The following is a 16,639-nucleotide window of genomic DNA, read 5'->3' as shown; positions in this document are numbered from 1 at the left end:
GAAAATGCAGCCACTCGTCAGACGGGCATGAGGAGGAGCATTGAAGACTTTCACCACCGCCGATGGGGCCTCCAAACTGAGATACCTGGAGTTCGCCGGTGACACCCCGCCGTTGCTGATGCTGCACGGGCTCGGCTGCTCATCCTCCCTCGAGTATCCGCACGTGGCGTGCGCGCCGGCACTGCACGGCCGCCACGTCATCCTGATCGACCTCCTAGGCCACGGCTACAGCGACCGCCCCGCCGCCTTCGGCTACGGCGTGCTCGACCATGCCGAGGTGATCCGCGACTTCGTCGAGGGCATCGGTCTCGGCCCAGTCGACATCTACGGCCACAGCATGGGCGGGTCTGTCGCGATCGACGCCGCCGGCCTGCTCGGTGACAGAGTGAGGCGCCTCATCCTGTCAGAAGCCAATCTCGACAGCGGCGGGGGCGAGTTCAGCCGACCGATCGCCGCCGCCAGCGAGGCGGACTACGTGGATGGCGGCCATCTGCGCGCATGCGAGGACGCGATGGCCGCCGGCGACGAGGGCTGGGCCGCAACGATGCGGGCGGCCTCGGCCGCGGCGGTGCACCGGGGCGCCTCCTCCCTAGTGGCAGGCGGGTCGCCCGACTGGCGCGCCGGCTTCCTGACGCACCCGGCCCGCAAGACGTTCGTCTTCGGCGAGCACAGCCTCCCGGATCCCGATGCGGACATGCTTAGATCGAATGGAGTCCAAGTGCTCGTGGTCCCGAACGCTGGACATTCGATGAGCCTCGAGAACCCTCACGGCCTCGCGGCGGCGATCGCGACCGGCCTGTTTCCCTAGGTCGACCGCGCCGCCGCCGGTGGGTGGTTCTGCTGGCTGGTCGGCTACTTTCGGTCGACGCGGGCGAAAGCATCGTCGTCGGATGCAAACCCGTCGACGACCTGGCTCCAGGCATCGTCCTCGGGGAACAGCGCCGACCGCACGTAAGCCCAGGTGGCCCGCTGAAGCTCGGCGACGCGCTCCGGATTCTCGTCGCTCGTCTCGTTAGCGTCCCAGCCCGAGATGCCACCGAAGATGTGCTCGGCCCCGAACACGGTCAGCAGCGTCTTTGGTGAGGGCGCCAGGTTGTAGGCATCGGCGCGCCAGTCCTTCCGTGTCGAGAAGTTCGGGTTGAAGTCCTTGTCGCCGGCGACGACCAGCACCGGCCGGGTCATCGTGCCGTAGTCGGTCTGGACGCTCTCGGGATAGTGCTCGCGCAGCCAGGGAGCGGCGCCCTCGGGGCCGCCGGCGGGGGCTATCGTGACGAACGCCGAGATCCGTGGTTCCGACAGGTCGACCTTCTCGCCGGTATGGATGTCGGTCACGGTCGCGCCGGCGAGCACGGCGGTGGTGTGGCCGCCCATCGAGTGCCCCACCACCGCCACGCGGTCGCGGTCAGTGCGGCCCGCCAATCCCGGGACGGCAGCCTCGATCTCGTCGAGGCGGTCGAGGATCGCGTGGAAGTCTAGGGGGCGGGAACGCCAGAACACGGCTCCCTCCGGACCCTTCGGATCCAGAGCAAGCGTCTTCGAATCCTGATGCGTCGCCTGGATGACGACGAAGCCGTGCGCGGCGTAGAATTCCACAAGCGGCCCGTATCCGCGAATAGACGACAGGAAGTTGGACGCACCGTGGCCGTGCGACAGCAGTAGGATGGGAAGATCGTCGCCGGTGGTAGGCATGGTGACCTTCACCTCGAGCGGAACCTGGCGTCCGGGCACGTCGAGGATGATCGGGCTGTAAGCGATGATCGGCGTCGCGTCGGGCAGCGGCTCGCGGTCGGGCTTGATTGTGGGTTCGGACATTTCGTTCTCCTTTGCCCGACCGATCTGGAAGCCGAAGTCCGTATCCGCTACGGTGCAAAGTCCGTAATTGTTTGCCGAAAGTCCCAATTGAGCGACCCGATCGCCCAGATCACCGAACTGCTCGAACCCGTCGCTAGTTTCACGAAGCTGGTGACCGCGGCGGGATCGTGGACCGTGCGGCGCGAGGAGGTCGAGCGTCCGTTCTACTGCGCGGCGCTTGACGGCAGCTTCCATCTCGCGGTGCCGGGACGGGAGCCCGTCACCATCGGCGAGGGGGATTTCCTGCTGCTGCCACTGGCGCGCCGGTTCGAGACGTTCAGTCTGGACCGCAAGCCGGGCGACCACCGCGAGACGATCCCCGTGTCCGCCGGGCCTGGCGCGGTCCGTGTCGGCGAGCAGACAGGCGAACCCGACGTCCGCCAGATCGTCGGGTACGGGGAATTCGGCTCGGAGAACGCGGCGCTCGTGGCGGCACTCCTCCCGCCGATCCTGATCGTTCGCGGCGAACCCAGGCTCACCGCGCTGGTGCGGCTGATCGACGGCGAGACGCGGGCGCAGCGTCCCGCGCGTGGCGAGGTCATGACGCACCTGCTGACGGTCGTGCTGATCGAGGCGCTCCGCTCGACGGGTGGCTCCCTCCCCACGCCGGGCCTGCTGAACGGGCTGGCCGACTCGCGCCTCGGGTCCGCGCTGCGCGCGATCCACGCCGATCCCGCACGGGCGTGGACGGTGACGCTGCTGGCATCCGAGGCGGGCCTCTCCAGGACCGCCTTCTTCACACGCTTCCAGAGGCAGGTCGGCATGAGCCCGATGCGCTACCTCCTGCACTGGCGGATGCTGCTGGCGCGGCGGCTCCTGGGCGACCACGGCGCCGCGGAGGTCGCCGCGAGGACGGGCTACAGCTCCTCCAGCACTTTCAGCACCGCCTTCTCGAAATACACCGGGCGATCGCCTTCGGCCTACCTGCGTTCGGTAAGGGCGACCGACGCCGCCCCGGCTGCGGGAGCTGGCACAGAGGGGCTGGTCTAACCTGCCGTCTATCCCATGGCCGCGATCCTCGGATCAGGCAGTCGGAACTGCATTGCGCGCGGACCAGAGCTGATCGGTGCGGACCATCTCGATGAGGTCGTCCGGGAAGCAGCGCTGCTGGAGCGCGAGCAGATCGTCGAAGCCGCCGTTCAGCCAAGTGTCGTATTCGTCCGGCATCAGCAGCACCGGCATCCGGTCGTGGACGGGGCGGATCGCCTCGTTGCAGTCGGTCATCGCGCCCGAGTAGACGTCGCCCCACTCGGCGCTCTTCCGCCAGAGCCCCCCCAGGCGAAAATCGGCTGGCCCTTCACGTTGAACCACGTGCGCGTCTTGGCACCCTTGGCCCCTTCCGCCTCGGCAAAGCCGGTCACGGGGATCAGGCAGCGCCATTCCGGTTTCCGGGCCAAGCCGACCCACATGTTCTTACGGAGATCGGCGATATTGTTGACGGGCTTCGGCTTCGACTCCGGCCTCATCGTCGCGAGCCGCAGCGGGAAGCCCCACGTCATCGACTGCAGGACGCGCCGACCAGCCTCCTCGCGCACAACCAGCCCAGGCGACCCGGGATAGCTCTCCTCGGGGGCGTTGAACTGCTGCACCGGGACCTCGACGCCGAAGTGCGCGGCGACCTCGGCGGCGCTCTTCCGGACGGTGTAGAGATTGCAGATGAAACGGCCCTCCACTTTCATGGCTCGATCAGCGTCCAGCCCCGATGTCCGATAGCTGACCTCACAATACCGAGGAATACGCCACACATGCAGACGAGTCAGCGCTTCCCCTGTTCGGCGAACCAGTCGGCATAGGGGGTGTTGCGCGCCAAGTGGCGGTTGAGGTCCGGCGCCCCGTCGTCCCACCAGACCGGGCCGCGCTCGCCCAACGCGTGCTTCGCAGCATCGACCGCGGCGTGGGCACGCTTCTCCGCGACGGCGTCGCCTTCGCGCCTCGCCGCGCCGACCGCGCGACGGGCGTCCATGAGTTCGTCGACCAGGCGCTGCCGCTCGGTCGCGCCAAGGCCCGGATCGGACATCCGCCACAGCCGGCCGCGGACGACGAAGTAGCGTCCATCAGGCGTTACTGGATTGCCGCCTGCCGCAGATCGGTCATCGGCCATCCGGAACAGCGCCGTTCGCGAGGCTTCGAAACGTCACCGACCAGCGCGTCTCGTCCATTTCCGCGATGCTATGCTCCCACTCGTGCCGGACCTCCCCAGCCATGTGGTAGATCGACCGCTGCGCGAGCGGCGCACTGGTGCGGAGGAAGCCGTCCGGTCGACGGCGCCGGAAACGCATCGTCGCCTCGGCTCCGAGCGAGATGCCGACCACATGCCCGAAGACCGGCCGGTCACGGTGCCAGCCTATGCCGGCGCCCGGATCGTATCGGATCAGCAGCGCCTGCTCGAGCGTGTCCTCGCCCAAGTCGGCAAACGATGCCGCCCGGCGTCGCAAGGGAAGCAACCATTTCGGAAGGGGCTCGCCTTCCGCAAGCGCGCCGCCGTCGAAGTCGTAGTGCCAGCCGAACGACCGCGTCACCCGCTTGCCGAGCCAGCCCTGGAAACGGAACGGGGACAGCGCCTCCGCATCGATCCGGGCGATGAGGTCGGCCTCCTCCTCACGGTCGACGATGTCCTCGCCGGACGAGAGGCCCGGGATGACGGGCGTGTCGAACAGGTCGGTGAAAAGCGTCGCCATGCCAGGGATCCAGAGCGCCGTTGACTAGATAAGGGCGAGCTGCGGCCGACCAGAAGGCGGCGGCGCGTCGCTCCGCCACCGGTCGGCGGTGTGCTCGACGATCATCCGGCATGCGTCCATCGGCGATCGGAACTGAAATCCGATCACGTCCTGGATCGAGCTCTGGAGCCACCGCTCGTGCTCATCGGCGGCCAGCAGTACCGGCATGCGGTCGTTGTAGGGCATCACGGCGTCGTTCGCGGTCATCGTCATTCCCGCGAACACCGGGCCGAACTCGGGCGTGTTACGGCAGAAGCCCGCCCAGGCGAGCAGCGGTTCCCCCTCCACCGAGAACCAGGTCCTCGTCTTCGAGCCCGCGTCGCCTGCCGGGTTGGCGAAGTGCGTGAGCGGGATGAGGCACCGGTATCGCGTATCGACCACCACCTTCTTCCACATCGGATTGGTCAGGTCGGCGAGCAGGCCCAGCCGCTGAGGCGGCTCGTTGCGGATCGCCATCTCGGTCGTGACGCGGGTGAAGCCCCACGTCATCTGCTTCAGAGCGCGACCGGCCGCCGACTGCATTACCGCGAGGCCCGGCCCACCCTCGACCGTCCGCGTCGGCACCACGGCATCCGTCGCCGGCGTCCCGAACAGCGCTCCGATCTCCGACATAGTGGCGGTGTTTGCGTAGAGCCGCGACATCGGCTCGAATCTCCTTGCTGGTCGAGTTGCTGGTCGAGCTTCATTAGCACGGAACATGACGGGAACAAAATCGAGACCTTCGGATGATCCGCGTCATCGACCGACGGACGATCAACCGCAGCATATCGGGTTGCGCACAGGCGAAGGCCGCCCCAACTGGGTCGGCATGGCAGAGCGCTCCGAGAAGACGCAGAAGGGCAACCCCCACGGCCTGACCGTCAGGCAGCACGTCTTCCCGCGCGCCAGCATCCTGAGGTTCGACGCCGGCGACGGCGTGGAGATCCTGGACATGAAGCGGGAAGTGCGTCGCCGGTCCAATGCCGACGATCCGCTGTTCTGCGCCGACCGCGCCTGGGGCCACGACCCCGAGGCGGGCTGGATGAAGGACAAGGAGGACGCCTTTCAGTCCCTGGCGACCGCGGTCCTCCTCGCTCCACCGGAAGCGTTCGACGACACTGAATCCGAGGTCATCGGCGAATTCTACGCCCTGTGGCAGGCCAGGGCCGAGCGCAGGCACCTTCCCACGCAGCGGATCGGCCCGAAGGAGGACTTCGTGCGGATGCGCCGCGACTACAGCCCCGACGAACTCGAGCAGCTGGAGAAGGCGGGGATCACGCCCTTCCGCGGCGACGGCTCACTCGCGATGAGCCACATCATGGGCCCGGTTATACGGCTGGCGATGGACAGGATCAGGCAGGGAATGGAAGGCCGGCGATGGCGGGTGGTGACGGCGGCGGATGGTGAATTCTGCGTGCCCGACGTGCCAGCGCACGGGATCATCCCGCTGTCGCCGTCGGTGGCCCTGCACAGCACGCGGGGCGGCGCCGTCTCGAAGAGCGACGTCGCGAAGATCAACGCGGCGATGGCGGAGCATTCGCGTGAATACCTGCTGGCATCCTCGCTCGCGAACTGCCCCGGTCTGGAGAAGTTGATTTCGACCGTGGCGGACTCGGCCGGCGCCGCTACCTGAAGTCTCGGGTCCGGACCTTGATCCCTTCCACCGGCTCGCCGGGCACGATGCCCGATCCCAGGCGCAGGTCCGGAATGTAGATGTCGCGCGGTCCCTTGCCGAGGGGACGCTCCGCCGGCTCGCGCGGGTCCGGCGACATCCCGTGCTTCACGACGTCGGCGCGGCTGACGCGGTAGACGTCGGCGACATCCGTCCTCCCGCCGACGCTGGCCAGCATCGAAGACATGTCGTCGAGCCTCCTGGCGATGATGTGGATCACGTCGCCCTCCCGCTGCACCTGTCCCCGCACACCCATCATCGAGGCGCCGAGAACCGTGCGGCGGTTCGCCTCGAATGTCTTGGTCCACACCACGAGGTTGGCGACGTCCGTCTCATCTTCCAATGTGATAAACATTACGCCCTTCGCGGAGCCCGGCTTCTGACGGACCAGCACGATCCCGGCGAGCTCGACGTAGCGCCCGTCCCTCACGCCACGCAGTTCCGCGCAGGTGATCATCCGGCGCGCCCTCAGCTCGTCGCGCAGGAACGCGAGCGGATGCGCGCGCAGGGACAGACCGGACGCGCGGTAGTCCTCGACCACCTCGGCCCCTTCACCCATCTCGGCCAGCTCGACCTGCGGCTCGACCGACTCGCGGCGCAGCAGCCCGTCGCGCTCGTCGGCGGCGGCGAACAGCGGCAATGGCGCGTCGCCCAAGCCCTTCACCTCCCACAGTCCCGAACGGCGGCTGGCCCCGATCGAGCCGAACCCGTCGGCGTCGCCGATCCGGTCGAGCGCGCCGCGTCCGACGCCGGCGCGGCGCTGGACCTCCTCGACCGAGCAATAGGGCTCGTCGCCCCGCGCGGCGGCGATGGCCGCGCCGTCCGCGTTGCTCAGATCCCGCGCCATGCGCAGCCCTAGCCGCACCGCCTTGTACCGTCCGTCGCTCTCCTCGAGCGTGCAGTCCCACCGGCTGGAGTTGACGTCGATCGGGCGCACCTCGACGCCGTGCGCCCTCGCGTCGCGGACGATCTGCGCCGGGGCGTAGAACCCCATCGGCTGCGCGTTGAGCAGCGCGGCGCAGAACGCGTCGGGGTGGTGGCACTTGATCCACGACGAGGCGTAGGCGATCAGCGCGAAGCTGGCCGCGTGGCTTTCCGGAAACCCGTATGAGCCGAAGCCCTCGATCTGGCTGAAGGTCTTCTCGGCGAAGGCGCGTTCGTATCCACGCGCGATCATCCCGTCGATCAGCTTGTCCTTGAAGTGGCTCACGCCACCGGTCAGCTTGAACGTCGCCATCGCGCGCCTGAGAAGGTCGGCCTCCGACGCCGAGAACCCCGCGCACTCGATCGCGACGCGCATCGCCTGTTCCTGGAAGAGCGGCACCCCGAGCGTCTTCTCCAGGACGCGCCGCAACTCCTCGGTCGGGTAGGTCACCTCCTCGAGTCCGGCCCGGCGGCGGCGATAGGGGTGCACCATGTCGCCCTGGATCGGCCCGGGCCGGACGATCGCCACCTGGATGACGAGGTCGTAGAACGTCGTCGGCGCCATAAGCGGGATCGACGCCATCTGCGCGCGGCTCTCGATCTGGAAAACGCCGAGCGTGTCGGCCTTGCGAATCATGGCGTAGGTCTCGGGATCCTCGGCCGGGATGCTCGCCAGATCGAGTTCGACCCCCTTGTCCCTCTCCATGAATTCGAAGGCGCGGCGCATGCAGCTGAGCATCCCCAGCGCCAGCACATCGACCTTCATGAAGCCGAGCGCGTCGATGTCGTCCTTGTCCCACTCGATGACCTGCCGGTCCTCCATCGCGGCAGGCTCGATCGGCACCAGCTCGTCGAGCCGGTCTCGCGTCAGCACGAAGCCGCCGGGATGCTGCGACAGGTGCCTCGGTGTGTTGATCAGCTGCCGTGCCAGCTCCAGCGTGAGCGTCAGCCGCCGGTCGCCGAGGTCCATGTTCAGCTCCTCGGCGTGCTTCTCCTCCACGCCCTCCCGGCTGAAGCTCCAGACCGACGACGACAGCCCGGCGGTCATGTCCTCGCTCAGCCCCAGCGCCTTGCCGACCTCGCGGACCGCGCCGCGGGCGCGGTAGCGGGTGACGACCGCCGTCAGCGCGGAGCGGGTCCGGCCGTAGGTCTCGTAGATCCACTGGATGACCTCCTCGCGGCGCTCGTGCTCGAAGTCGACGTCGATGTCCGGCGGCTCGCGCCGCTCCGCCGACACGAAGCGCTCGAACAGCAATTCGGACCGCACCGGGTCGATCGACGTGACGCCGAGCACGTAGCAGACGGCGCTGTTCGCCGCGGACCCGCGGCCCTGGCACAGGATGCCGCGGCGGCGCGCCTCGGCCACGATCGAGTGCACGGTCAGGAAGTAGGGCGCGTAGTCGAGTTCGCCGATCAGCCGAAGCTCGTGCTCGAGCTGGGTCCGGATCTTGCCGTCGATGCCGCCGGGATAGCGGACCGGTGCCTTCTCCCACGTCAGGCGCTCGAGCTCCTGCTGCGGGGTGCGGCCCGGCTCGGCGATCTCGTCGGGATACTGATACCTGAGCTCAGCCAGGCTGAACGCGCAGCGCGCCGCCATCTCGACGCTGCGCGCCACCGGCGACGCGTCCTTCAGGTAGCGCCGGAACAGCCGCTCCATCTCCTCCGCCGTCTTGAGATGGCGGTCGGCGAAGCGCTCGCGCCGGTCGCCGAGCTCGTCGATCGTGCACTTCTCGCGGATGCAGGTGACGACGTCCTGCAGGAGCCGGCGGTCGGGCGAATGGTAAAGCACGTCGTTGGTGGCGACGGTCGGAACGCGCGCGACCGCCGCGAGCGCCGCCAGGTCGCGCAGGCGGACCGCGTCGCGCGGGCGGCGGCGCACGGTCAGCGCCATGTAGGAGCGGTCGCCGAAGATGCGCCGCGTCCGGGCGAGCTGCTCCTCCGCCACCGCGTCCGCGCGGTCCGGCACGAGCAGGGCGATCAGCCCCTCGTTCCATTCCTCCACGTCGGCCCAGCCCAGGACGCAGCCGCCCTTTCCGCCGCGCGTCTTGCCCGCGCTCAGCAGGCGGCACATGCGGGCATAGGCCGCGCGGTCTGCCGGGTAGACGCACAGCGCCGTGCCGTCGGTCAGATCGAGGCGCGTCCCGACGATCGCGCGCACGCCAGTCGTCCTCTCGCCGTCCCAGGCGCGGACCATGCCGGCGACCGATCCGCGATCGACGACCCCGAGCGCGGGCAGCCCGAGCAGCGCGGCGGCGGCGAACAGCTCCTCGGGGCTCGACGCGCCGCGCAGGAAGCTGAAGTGCGTCGTGACCTGCATCTCGACATAGGCCGGCCCGCCGCCGCTCATGCGAACGCGCCGTGGATGAACCAGCGCATCGGGCCGGTCGACGGGTTCACCCCGTCCCCGAGGCGGAACAGCCAGTAGCGACCGCCCGTCGCGGTCTCGACCTGGTAGTAGTCGCGCACCGTATAGGGTCGCTCGCCCTCAACGCCTCCGTCGCGCCACCACTCGCCGTAAAGCCGCTCCGGGCCGTCGCCGCGCGTCACCGGGAAGCGCCGGCCGCGCCAGACGAACATGCGCGGGGCGTCGTCGGGCAGCAGCGCGATCACGTCGACCGGCTCGGGCCGCGCGAGCATGCGCGCGGGCCGCGGCAGGTCGTCATCCCAGGCGACGCCGCCCGGCACCGCGAGCGCGACTGGCCGATCGACCGAGCGCTCGGGCATCGCACCCGCGCGCGGCGCCGCGCGGTGGAGGCTGCCGCTGCCGAAGCGGTTGGACAGCGCGTCGACGAGCGACGCGAGGTCGGGACCCCGGCCCATGCCGGTCTCCAGCCCGTCGCGCTGGGAAGCGCCCATCGCCTCGGATAGCGGGACGATGAGCGTCATCGCCTCGATGCCTAGCCCCGGCTCGACCGTCTCGACCTTGGCGCGAAGCAGCTTGGCCATGTGCGAATCGTCGCGCGTCGGCGTCGCCGTGCCGACGCGGACCGCCTGCAAATGCCCATCGACGCGGTGGAAGAGGCAGTCGAGGCGGCGCGCCCCCCTGCCGACGCGGACCAACTGGCCGACGACGTCGGCCGCGAGGTCGCCGATCACCCGGCCGAAGGCCTCCGGCGTGGCGATCGGCTCCATGAACGCGCGTCGCGCTCGGGGAAGGTGCTCCGGGAAGATCGGCTCGATCGGCTCGGGCATGTTGCCAAGCGCCTGGTCGAGACGCCTGTGCAGGGCCCGCCCGAACCGCTTGGCGAGCGGCCCCCGCGGCGCGCCGATCAACTGCTCGATCCGGTCGAACCCGAGCTTGCGCAAGCCCTCCACCGTCGGCTGCTCGAGCCTGAGCGACGACACCGGCAACAATGCGATCGCCTTGCGGTGCTCACCCGGCTCGACCGTCACCGGCCGCCCCGCCGGCACGTGGCGCGCGACCGCATGTGCGCAGCCCGCCGTATCGGCGACCGCGATCTGGACCGTGAGGCCGAATGCGGACGCGCGGCGATGCAGATCCTTCAGCAAAGCGCGCTCGGTCGAGAACAACGACGCGCAGCCGGTGACGTCGATCCACAGGCCGTCGGGCGGATCGGGCGCCACAAGCGGCGAATAGCGCGACCCCGCCCACAGCGCGAGACGGCGCAGGCCGTCCGCGTCCGCCTCGGGTTCGGCATCGACGACCTGAAGCCCCGGCGCGAGCATCCGCGCCTTCGTCACCGTCATGCCCGGCGCCGCCCCGAGCGCGCGCGCGGCCGCGTCGACCGCAGCTATCACGCGGCGGCCGTGGACCGGGATCGCGGTCGCGAGCGGACCGACCGCGGGCGCGCCGGCCTCAGGCCGCGACTTGGCGGCCGTCCTGCGCAACCGGTCGGTCGACCACGTCGGCAGGAAGACCGATGCGACCCTTCTCATCGCACCCCTCCACGATCCAGGCGTGCGGGTTCCCGCCGCGCGCGCGTTCGAGCTCCACCCGCCAGCGCGGACGTCCGAGGCTGGGGATGCCGAGGTCCTGGCTCGGCACGGCCGTGATCCGCCACCGCGTGACCGCCGCCGTCCCCTCGGCCGCCTGATCCATCCTCGACGACCGGCGGAAGACGAACGCCGCGACGCCCGATGCCTCGGCCGCAAGCTGCAGCCGCTTCGACGCGGTGGTCGAGTATCTGCCGATCTCGCCGACGACGCCCGCGAGGCCGGCGTGGTGCAACGACTCCTCCATCGCCAGCAGCACGTTCGCGTCACTCCCGGCCTCGACGTGGATCACCCGGTCGGGGTGGAGTCCAGCCAGGTGGAGCGCCGGCGCGAACAGGTCGCGCCACCTCAGGCACCAGAGCACCGGACCCTCGATGCGGGCGAGGATCCCGGCTAGGAAGATGGTGGCGCTGGCGTCGTCGGCGATGTCGGGACCGCCAGCCACCTCATGCAGCGCGCCCGTGGCGATCCCGCCTCCCGGAAGACGCGAATCGAGCGCATCCACGCCGAATGGGATAGCGCCGTGCCGGGCGCCCGTGCCCTCGATCCGCGCGATGCGCGCACGCAGATCTTCGAGGACGACGGACTGGAGCATGGCACTGATGGACTCGCGAGGGCGGGGATTCGTTCCTTATTTGTTCTTCTCGTCCAAGCCTTGTCAATTAATCTGTGGCGTCGTGCATCATTACCCAACGCGCGGGCTGCCGCGCCGACCCAGAGGCGAGGGTGAGATCGCATGTGGTCGGCGCCGAGGCCGGGACGCGGACGCAGCGCCGGGCGCCGGCGTGCAAAGAGCGATGCGAGGGCCGAGCAATGAATTGATGCCGCTTTGTCCGCCACCGGGAGGCGGATCGTCAGTCGACGCTTGATACCTTCACGTCCGAAACCTTGACGCTGCCGCCAGCCGCATTGAGATTGAGACCGACCGCGGTCATCGGGGCTGTGATCAGTTCGGACATCGTCGCGGCCCCGTCGTTTAGGAAGAGTTCGACGGAGCCTGCATCGACGAACAGGCTTAGCTTGACCGTGCCGGCGGAAAAGTCGCAGGCCACACTCCGGTTTGCGCGCCAGGCGTCGCTGTTGGGAGCGTTTGGACCGCTCGTGTCGCGCTTGATGAACGCGGCATTGTCGCGCAGGGCAAGGCCCGCCTGCGTGAAGTAGCCGTCGCCGCCGCGGACCGAGAGCCAGAGGCCGGTTGGCCACGCCGATCCGACCCGCGTCAGCGTCAGGTCGATGCGGCAGGCGACGGCGCCGGCGCCAGCCGGCCATGAATAATCGGTGCCCTCGCTGATCGTCTGGTCCGAGCCCGATACGGTCCTAGTGAACACCGAGCTTTGAGAAGCGAGCGGTGTGCTCAGCAGCCTTGGAGTTCCGTCGACGATCTTGAGCCGCAACTGGCGGACGATGCTCTGCTGGCCGCGGTAGCCGTAGGTCGTGGTAAGCTGGTTGGCGTAGGCCCAGTTGCTCATCCACCCGATCGCAAAGGCCGACGCGAGCGGATCGGCTGCCTGCGGATCGGCCCAGACGACCGTTGCGTAGAAATCGGCTCCGCCATCCAGCCATCGGCCGGTGGGGGACATTGCGGTGAAGTTGGTTCCGTCGAAGTCGCCGACCCAGTAGTAGGTCCCGCCGGTGAAACCAGTCGCGTTGCCGTCGCCACCGACGAGCAGCACCCACTTGTCCGACGACGTCATCCCGTCCGCATTGTAGAGGTGTAATTTGAAGAGCTGCGAGCATTCCATGATGCCGCCGACGAGGCTGGACAAAAAGCCACTCGCATAGGTCCACCGCTTGAGATCCGGCGAGGTGTAGATGCCGATCTTGCCCTCCTCAGACAGGGTCAGGACCCAGCGGCCCGTTGGTTCGTGCCAGAACACGGAGGGATCGCGGAACGGCCTGTTGCCCGGGAAGTTGGGAAGGACGATTGCGTGGAAGGTGAAGGTGGCTCCGCCGTCCAGCGAATACCACAGCGCGCAGGACTGATTCTGCCCTGCGGCGTTGTCGGCGGGCATGGTGACGATGGCGATGAGGGCGCCTGCACCGAAGCCGGCGGTGTTCGCGGCATCGATGACGGTGCTACCTGTCCAGATGTCGCCTAGGGCATTCGTGTTGCGCGGTATCGAGACGCCGCGGTCCTGCCAGGTGACGAGGTCGCTTGAGGTCCAACGCCGCCACGCGGTGCCGCCGGCCGGATAGGTGGGATTGAACAGGGCCCACATGGTCCAACTGCCGCCCACGCGGATCGGACGCTGCGGATCGTTTATCCAGCCACCTTCCGGAGCGGCGATGTGGTATCGCGGACGTCCGTTGGCGGCCGAGGCGGTGTTGGTTGGAGTTGGAGTTGGGCTTGGCGTGCTCGGCGTCGGAGGGGGCGAAGCGGTAATGGTGCCGCCGGCGGAGGTGGATCCACACGAGCTTATCACGGGAAGGGCCGCGATCATGCCCAGCGCCCGGCGCCGGGTGTAGAAGGGGACGATGTCCATTGGTCGAGTTCCTTCCATTGTGTGACGGCGATGCGGCGGGCTGGCGCCCAGGGTCACGGGCGAGCGTCTGGCTCGCGTCGGAGTTGGGTTGACTGCGCAGGGATGGAAGCGAGGCGGACCGCATGGATGGCTGCTCGCCGCGCCATGCGGTCCGCGTCGTCCGGCTACATCTTGAAGCGGAGACCGAGGCTGTAGTAGCGACCCTCCACCCGCAGATCGCGACCGAAGTATTGGGTTTCGTTGTAGTAGCGGTAGTTGTTGAACGGCTCTCCCAGCAGATTGCTGGCGTTCGCCACGATCGTGATCCCCTTCATCGCTTCGTAGGACAACGAGAAGTCCAGGCGCGCCACCGGCCGCGAGATCTCACCGGCATACAGTTCCTCGTTGGCATTGCGATTGTAGCTGTTGATGAAGTTCGACCGGCGGTTGTAGGACAGCCGCGCCGAGAGGCCATTTCGTTCGTAGAAGGCGGTCAGGTTGTAAGCCCACTTCGACAGTCCGGGAATCCTTACCTGGCGCGCGCCCTCGCCAAGCACGGTCGGCAGTCCATTGGTGCCGTCGAGGTAGGTGACGTTCAATTGAGTGCCAAAGCCCGACAGAAAACCGGGCAGGAAGTCGAAGAACGTCTGAAACGAGGCCTCCGCGCCTTTAATCTTGCCCGCTCCGGCATTCTCGGGCCGGTTGATCTGTATGAGGCCGTAGACCGGATCCTGCACGTCGCGAGTGTAGTTGTTGATGAACCCGAACAGGTCGCGGTAGAACACGGCGACCGTCGCCGACCCGTTCTTGGAGAAATAGTATTCGAAGGTCGCGTCATAGTTGTCGGATGTCAGCGGCTTCAGATCTGGATTGCCGCCGCTCCCGAAGGCCGCGTAGCGGGGTGGCGATCCGTCGGGCCCTGGATTGTTGCGCGTGATGTTCAACGAGGGGTTGAGCTGACCGAACCCAGGTCGCGTGCGTGTCTGATTGAAGGCCAGGCGTAGCTGAAGTTCATTGGAGAAGCGGATTCTGGTCTGGATCGACGGCAGGACGTCGACGTAGTTCTGACGTGTGGTCTGCGCCACAGGCTGACCGTCGATGCGCGAGAAGCCCGAGTAGCGGCCGTCTGTGTTGACCACGCGCACGCCGAACGTTCCGTCGGCGCGCACCTCCCCACCCAGGTCAAAGTCAAACTTCCCTTGGGCATAACCGGCATAGCTTGCCTCGCGGGCGCGGAAGCCCCCGAACGGATCGTATGGGATCTCCTCGGTCGCGAACTTAGTGACCGCCTCACGGATTCCGAAGTCGTTGGGATAGAGCACCGTCAGTTGTTGAACTGTTCGAAGCGTGGCCTGGCGAAGCGCATCGACGTTGTCGCGGATCGACTGCCGCGGAGCGGCTAGCCAATTCTGAAAACGCTGCGGGTCTCCCCGAAAGCCGTCGCTGATGAGTTCGAGCGTGCCCGTCGGCAGGCTGTCCAGACGAAGTCCGGCGAACGCGGTGTATCCGTATCGATTGTTGTTCTGCACCGCCGCGGTGCGGTCGGTGGCTCGGATGCCGAATTGGAGGCGCGGCAACCAGGACCAGTCGGTTTCAAGGTCGAGGTCTAGCCGACCCTGCACCCCGTCGCCTTTCGTGACGAAGTCCCGCTGGAAGTAGCCCCGCCAGAGGGTGTTGGCCGGGTTGGAGATGTCATAGTTGCCGAGGTCGAACACGGCGGAGCCACGCACATCCCAGTCGACGTTGATCGTCGGAGCGGTCGCGAGCTGGGCGTCGACGCTGTCCTCCTTCGCCTTGTACTTCGAGTTCGTGTAGGCGAAGTCGCCGGAGAGGGTCGCCCTTCCGGTCTTCCACTTGAACCCCACGGCGCCCTGATAGGTGTCGGTGCTGTCGTCCTGCGTCGAGCGGAAGAACTCGGGCACGTAGCCCCCGGTCTTTGTGAAGCTCGCAGCCTTGTTCGGCTCGCCGGGCACAAGGACGACGTTGCTGATCGTCGGTAGTTGGCCGGCGGCGCTACGCCGCTCGAAGTTCACGTTGAACGCGTCGCGCAGGACGTCACCGCGATAGGCCTGCCAGAGGCCCTCCGCATACACTTCGAGATCGGCAGTCGGCTTCCACTGAACAGTGCCGTTGATCGCGGGACGATGGCGCACGCCCTTTTCGTAGAAGTTTCCGGCATTCGCCGGGAAACGGAAGTTGCCGACGCCGGGGGTGGTGACCGGGATGTCATCGCCCGGATCACCCTCGTTGAAGCCGCGTGGGCTGATGATGGCCGAATCGGCGTAGCGGTCGGCGTTGCGGTAGGTCGTCCGCACGTAGCTGAAGTTGATGAGCGCGCCGAGTTCGCCGATCGGCGTATCCCACCGCTTGGTAAGCAGGAGGTTGCCTGCCGGATCGAAGGATCGCGACTGGTCGTTGTAGGACGCGCGGATCTCGCCGGCGATCTCGGTATCGCGCACGTCGAACGGGCGGCGGGAGCGCAGGTTGATGAGGCCGGCCAGGCCGGGTTCGATTAGGTTCGACGTTCCGGACTTGTATACCTCCAGGCCGGCGGCGACGCCGGCCGGGAAGTCCTGCAGGTGGAGCACGCGGTCGTCCGCGGTGAAGAACTCGCGGCCGTTGAAGGTCGTGGCGACGTCGGGCAGGCCTCGCACCAACACCACGCCAGCCTCGTCGTTGTAACGCAGCACCTGGACGCCGGGCACTCGCGCTATCGCCTCCGCGGCGTTGTTGTCTGGCAGCTTGCCGATGTCTTCAGAGACGATCGCGTCGACGATCGCGTCGGAACTGCGCTTGATCGTCTGCGCGGAACCCAGCGAGGCGCGATAGCCCGTGACGACGATCTCGCGAGAAGTCGTGGCGTCGTCGTCGGTCGTCTGCGGATCCGCCGCCTCGTCTTGGGCGGGAGCGTCCTGCGCCGTGGCGGGCGCGGATGCACACAGCGCCGCCAAGGACGCCGTTACGAGTAGCAGTGCGTTTCTGGTCTTCATGGTATCCTCCCAATATCGTTGACTGTCGTCGCTTCTTTTGATCGTTACGGACGCACGACACCCTCGCGCCGCCGGTGGCGACGTCGTGGG

At 67.8% G+C, this 16,639-nt stretch carries 12 protein-coding genes and 1 pseudogene; 3 read left to right on the top strand and 10 right to left on the bottom strand.

The window, feature by feature from the left end; translation table 11 throughout:
- Positions 1 to 40 precede the first annotated feature (40 nt).
- Complete coding sequence (locus ACFSC3_RS09825) at positions 41 to 808, top strand: alpha/beta fold hydrolase (RefSeq protein ID WP_380940227.1); 768 nt, start codon at positions 41 to 43, stop codon at positions 806 to 808.
- A gap of 44 nt (positions 809 to 852) precedes the next feature.
- Here the strand turns inward: ACFSC3_RS09825 and ACFSC3_RS09820 are convergent, their stop codons facing one another.
- On the bottom strand, positions 853 to 1,812 hold the full coding sequence (locus tag ACFSC3_RS09820; RefSeq protein WP_380940226.1) for an alpha/beta hydrolase family protein: 960 nt from the start codon (positions 1,810 to 1,812) through the stop codon (positions 853 to 855).
- An 87-nt stretch (positions 1,813 to 1,899) separates the two neighbouring features.
- Between ACFSC3_RS09820 and ACFSC3_RS09815 the strand changes: the two genes are divergently transcribed.
- Entirely contained in the window at positions 1,900 to 2,841 is a 942-nt protein-coding gene (locus tag ACFSC3_RS09815) for an AraC family transcriptional regulator (RefSeq protein ID WP_380940225.1), read from the top strand.
- 33 nt (positions 2,842 to 2,874) lie between these two features.
- On the opposite strand, the pseudogene ACFSC3_RS09810 reads toward ACFSC3_RS09815, so the two are convergent.
- The 4 genes and pseudogenes from ACFSC3_RS09810 to ACFSC3_RS09795 all read right to left on the bottom strand — a co-directional run bounded on the left by ACFSC3_RS09810 (position 2,875) and on the right by ACFSC3_RS09795 (position 5,210).
- Positions 2,875 to 3,530, bottom strand: a pseudogene (locus ACFSC3_RS09810) (SOS response-associated peptidase).
- Between the two features lie 77 nt (positions 3,531 to 3,607).
- A complete protein-coding gene (locus tag ACFSC3_RS09805) occupies positions 3,608 to 3,952 on the bottom strand; it encodes a hypothetical protein (RefSeq protein WP_380940224.1) in 345 nt (114 codons plus the stop codon).
- Entirely contained in the window at positions 3,942 to 4,529 is a 588-nt protein-coding gene (locus tag ACFSC3_RS09800; protein WP_380940223.1) for an alpha-ketoglutarate-dependent dioxygenase AlkB, read from the bottom strand. The genes ACFSC3_RS09805 and ACFSC3_RS09800 overlap by 11 nt, the downstream gene beginning before the upstream one ends.
- 24 nt (positions 4,530 to 4,553) lie before the next feature.
- On the bottom strand, positions 4,554 to 5,210 hold the full coding sequence (locus ACFSC3_RS09795; protein WP_380940222.1) for an SOS response-associated peptidase family protein: 657 nt from the start codon (positions 5,208 to 5,210) through the stop codon (positions 4,554 to 4,556).
- Between the two features lie 166 nt (positions 5,211 to 5,376).
- Between ACFSC3_RS09795 and ACFSC3_RS09790 the strand changes: the two genes are divergently transcribed.
- Entirely contained in the window at positions 5,377 to 6,180 is an 804-nt protein-coding gene (locus ACFSC3_RS09790) for a hypothetical protein (RefSeq protein ID WP_380940221.1), read from the top strand.
- On the opposite strand, the gene ACFSC3_RS09785 is transcribed toward ACFSC3_RS09790, so the two are convergent.
- From ACFSC3_RS09785 to ACFSC3_RS09765, 5 genes are all read right to left on the bottom strand, one after another.
- Complete coding sequence (locus tag ACFSC3_RS09785; RefSeq protein ID WP_380940220.1) at positions 6,173 to 9,490, bottom strand: error-prone DNA polymerase; 3,318 nt, start codon at positions 9,488 to 9,490, stop codon at positions 6,173 to 6,175. The genes ACFSC3_RS09790 and ACFSC3_RS09785 overlap by 8 nt on opposite strands.
- Positions 9,487 to 11,040 carry a DUF6504 family protein gene (locus ACFSC3_RS09780; protein ID WP_380940219.1) on the bottom strand — a complete coding sequence of 518 codons (1,554 nt, stop codon included), beginning with the start codon at positions 11,038 to 11,040 and terminating at the stop codon, positions 9,487 to 9,489. The genes ACFSC3_RS09785 and ACFSC3_RS09780 overlap by 4 nt, the downstream gene beginning before the upstream one ends.
- Complete coding sequence (locus ACFSC3_RS09775) at positions 10,961 to 11,692, bottom strand: ImuA family protein (RefSeq protein WP_380940218.1); 732 nt, start codon at positions 11,690 to 11,692, stop codon at positions 10,961 to 10,963. Before ACFSC3_RS09775 ends, ACFSC3_RS09780 begins: the two co-directional genes overlap by 80 nt.
- A gap of 259 nt (positions 11,693 to 11,951) precedes the next feature.
- Positions 11,952 to 13,580 carry a glycoside hydrolase family 32 protein gene (locus tag ACFSC3_RS09770; protein ID WP_380940217.1) on the bottom strand — a complete coding sequence of 543 codons (1,629 nt, stop codon included), beginning with the start codon at positions 13,578 to 13,580 and terminating at the stop codon, positions 11,952 to 11,954.
- Positions 13,581 to 13,744: 164 nt separating this feature from the next.
- The gene (locus ACFSC3_RS09765) at positions 13,745 to 16,549 is read right to left on the bottom strand and encodes a TonB-dependent receptor (RefSeq protein WP_380940216.1); all 2,805 of its coding nucleotides are present in this window, start codon (positions 16,547 to 16,549) and stop codon (positions 13,745 to 13,747) included.
- Positions 16,550 to 16,639: the final 90 nt, after the last annotated feature.

Source organism: Sphingomonas floccifaciens, assembly GCF_042681125.1.
In the GTDB taxonomy this organism is placed as follows: Bacteria; Pseudomonadota; Alphaproteobacteria; order Sphingomonadales; family Sphingomonadaceae; genus Sphingomonas; species Sphingomonas floccifaciens.
Note: the sequence above shows the minus strand (reverse complement) of the source record. Positions and strands in the feature narration are given on the sequence as shown.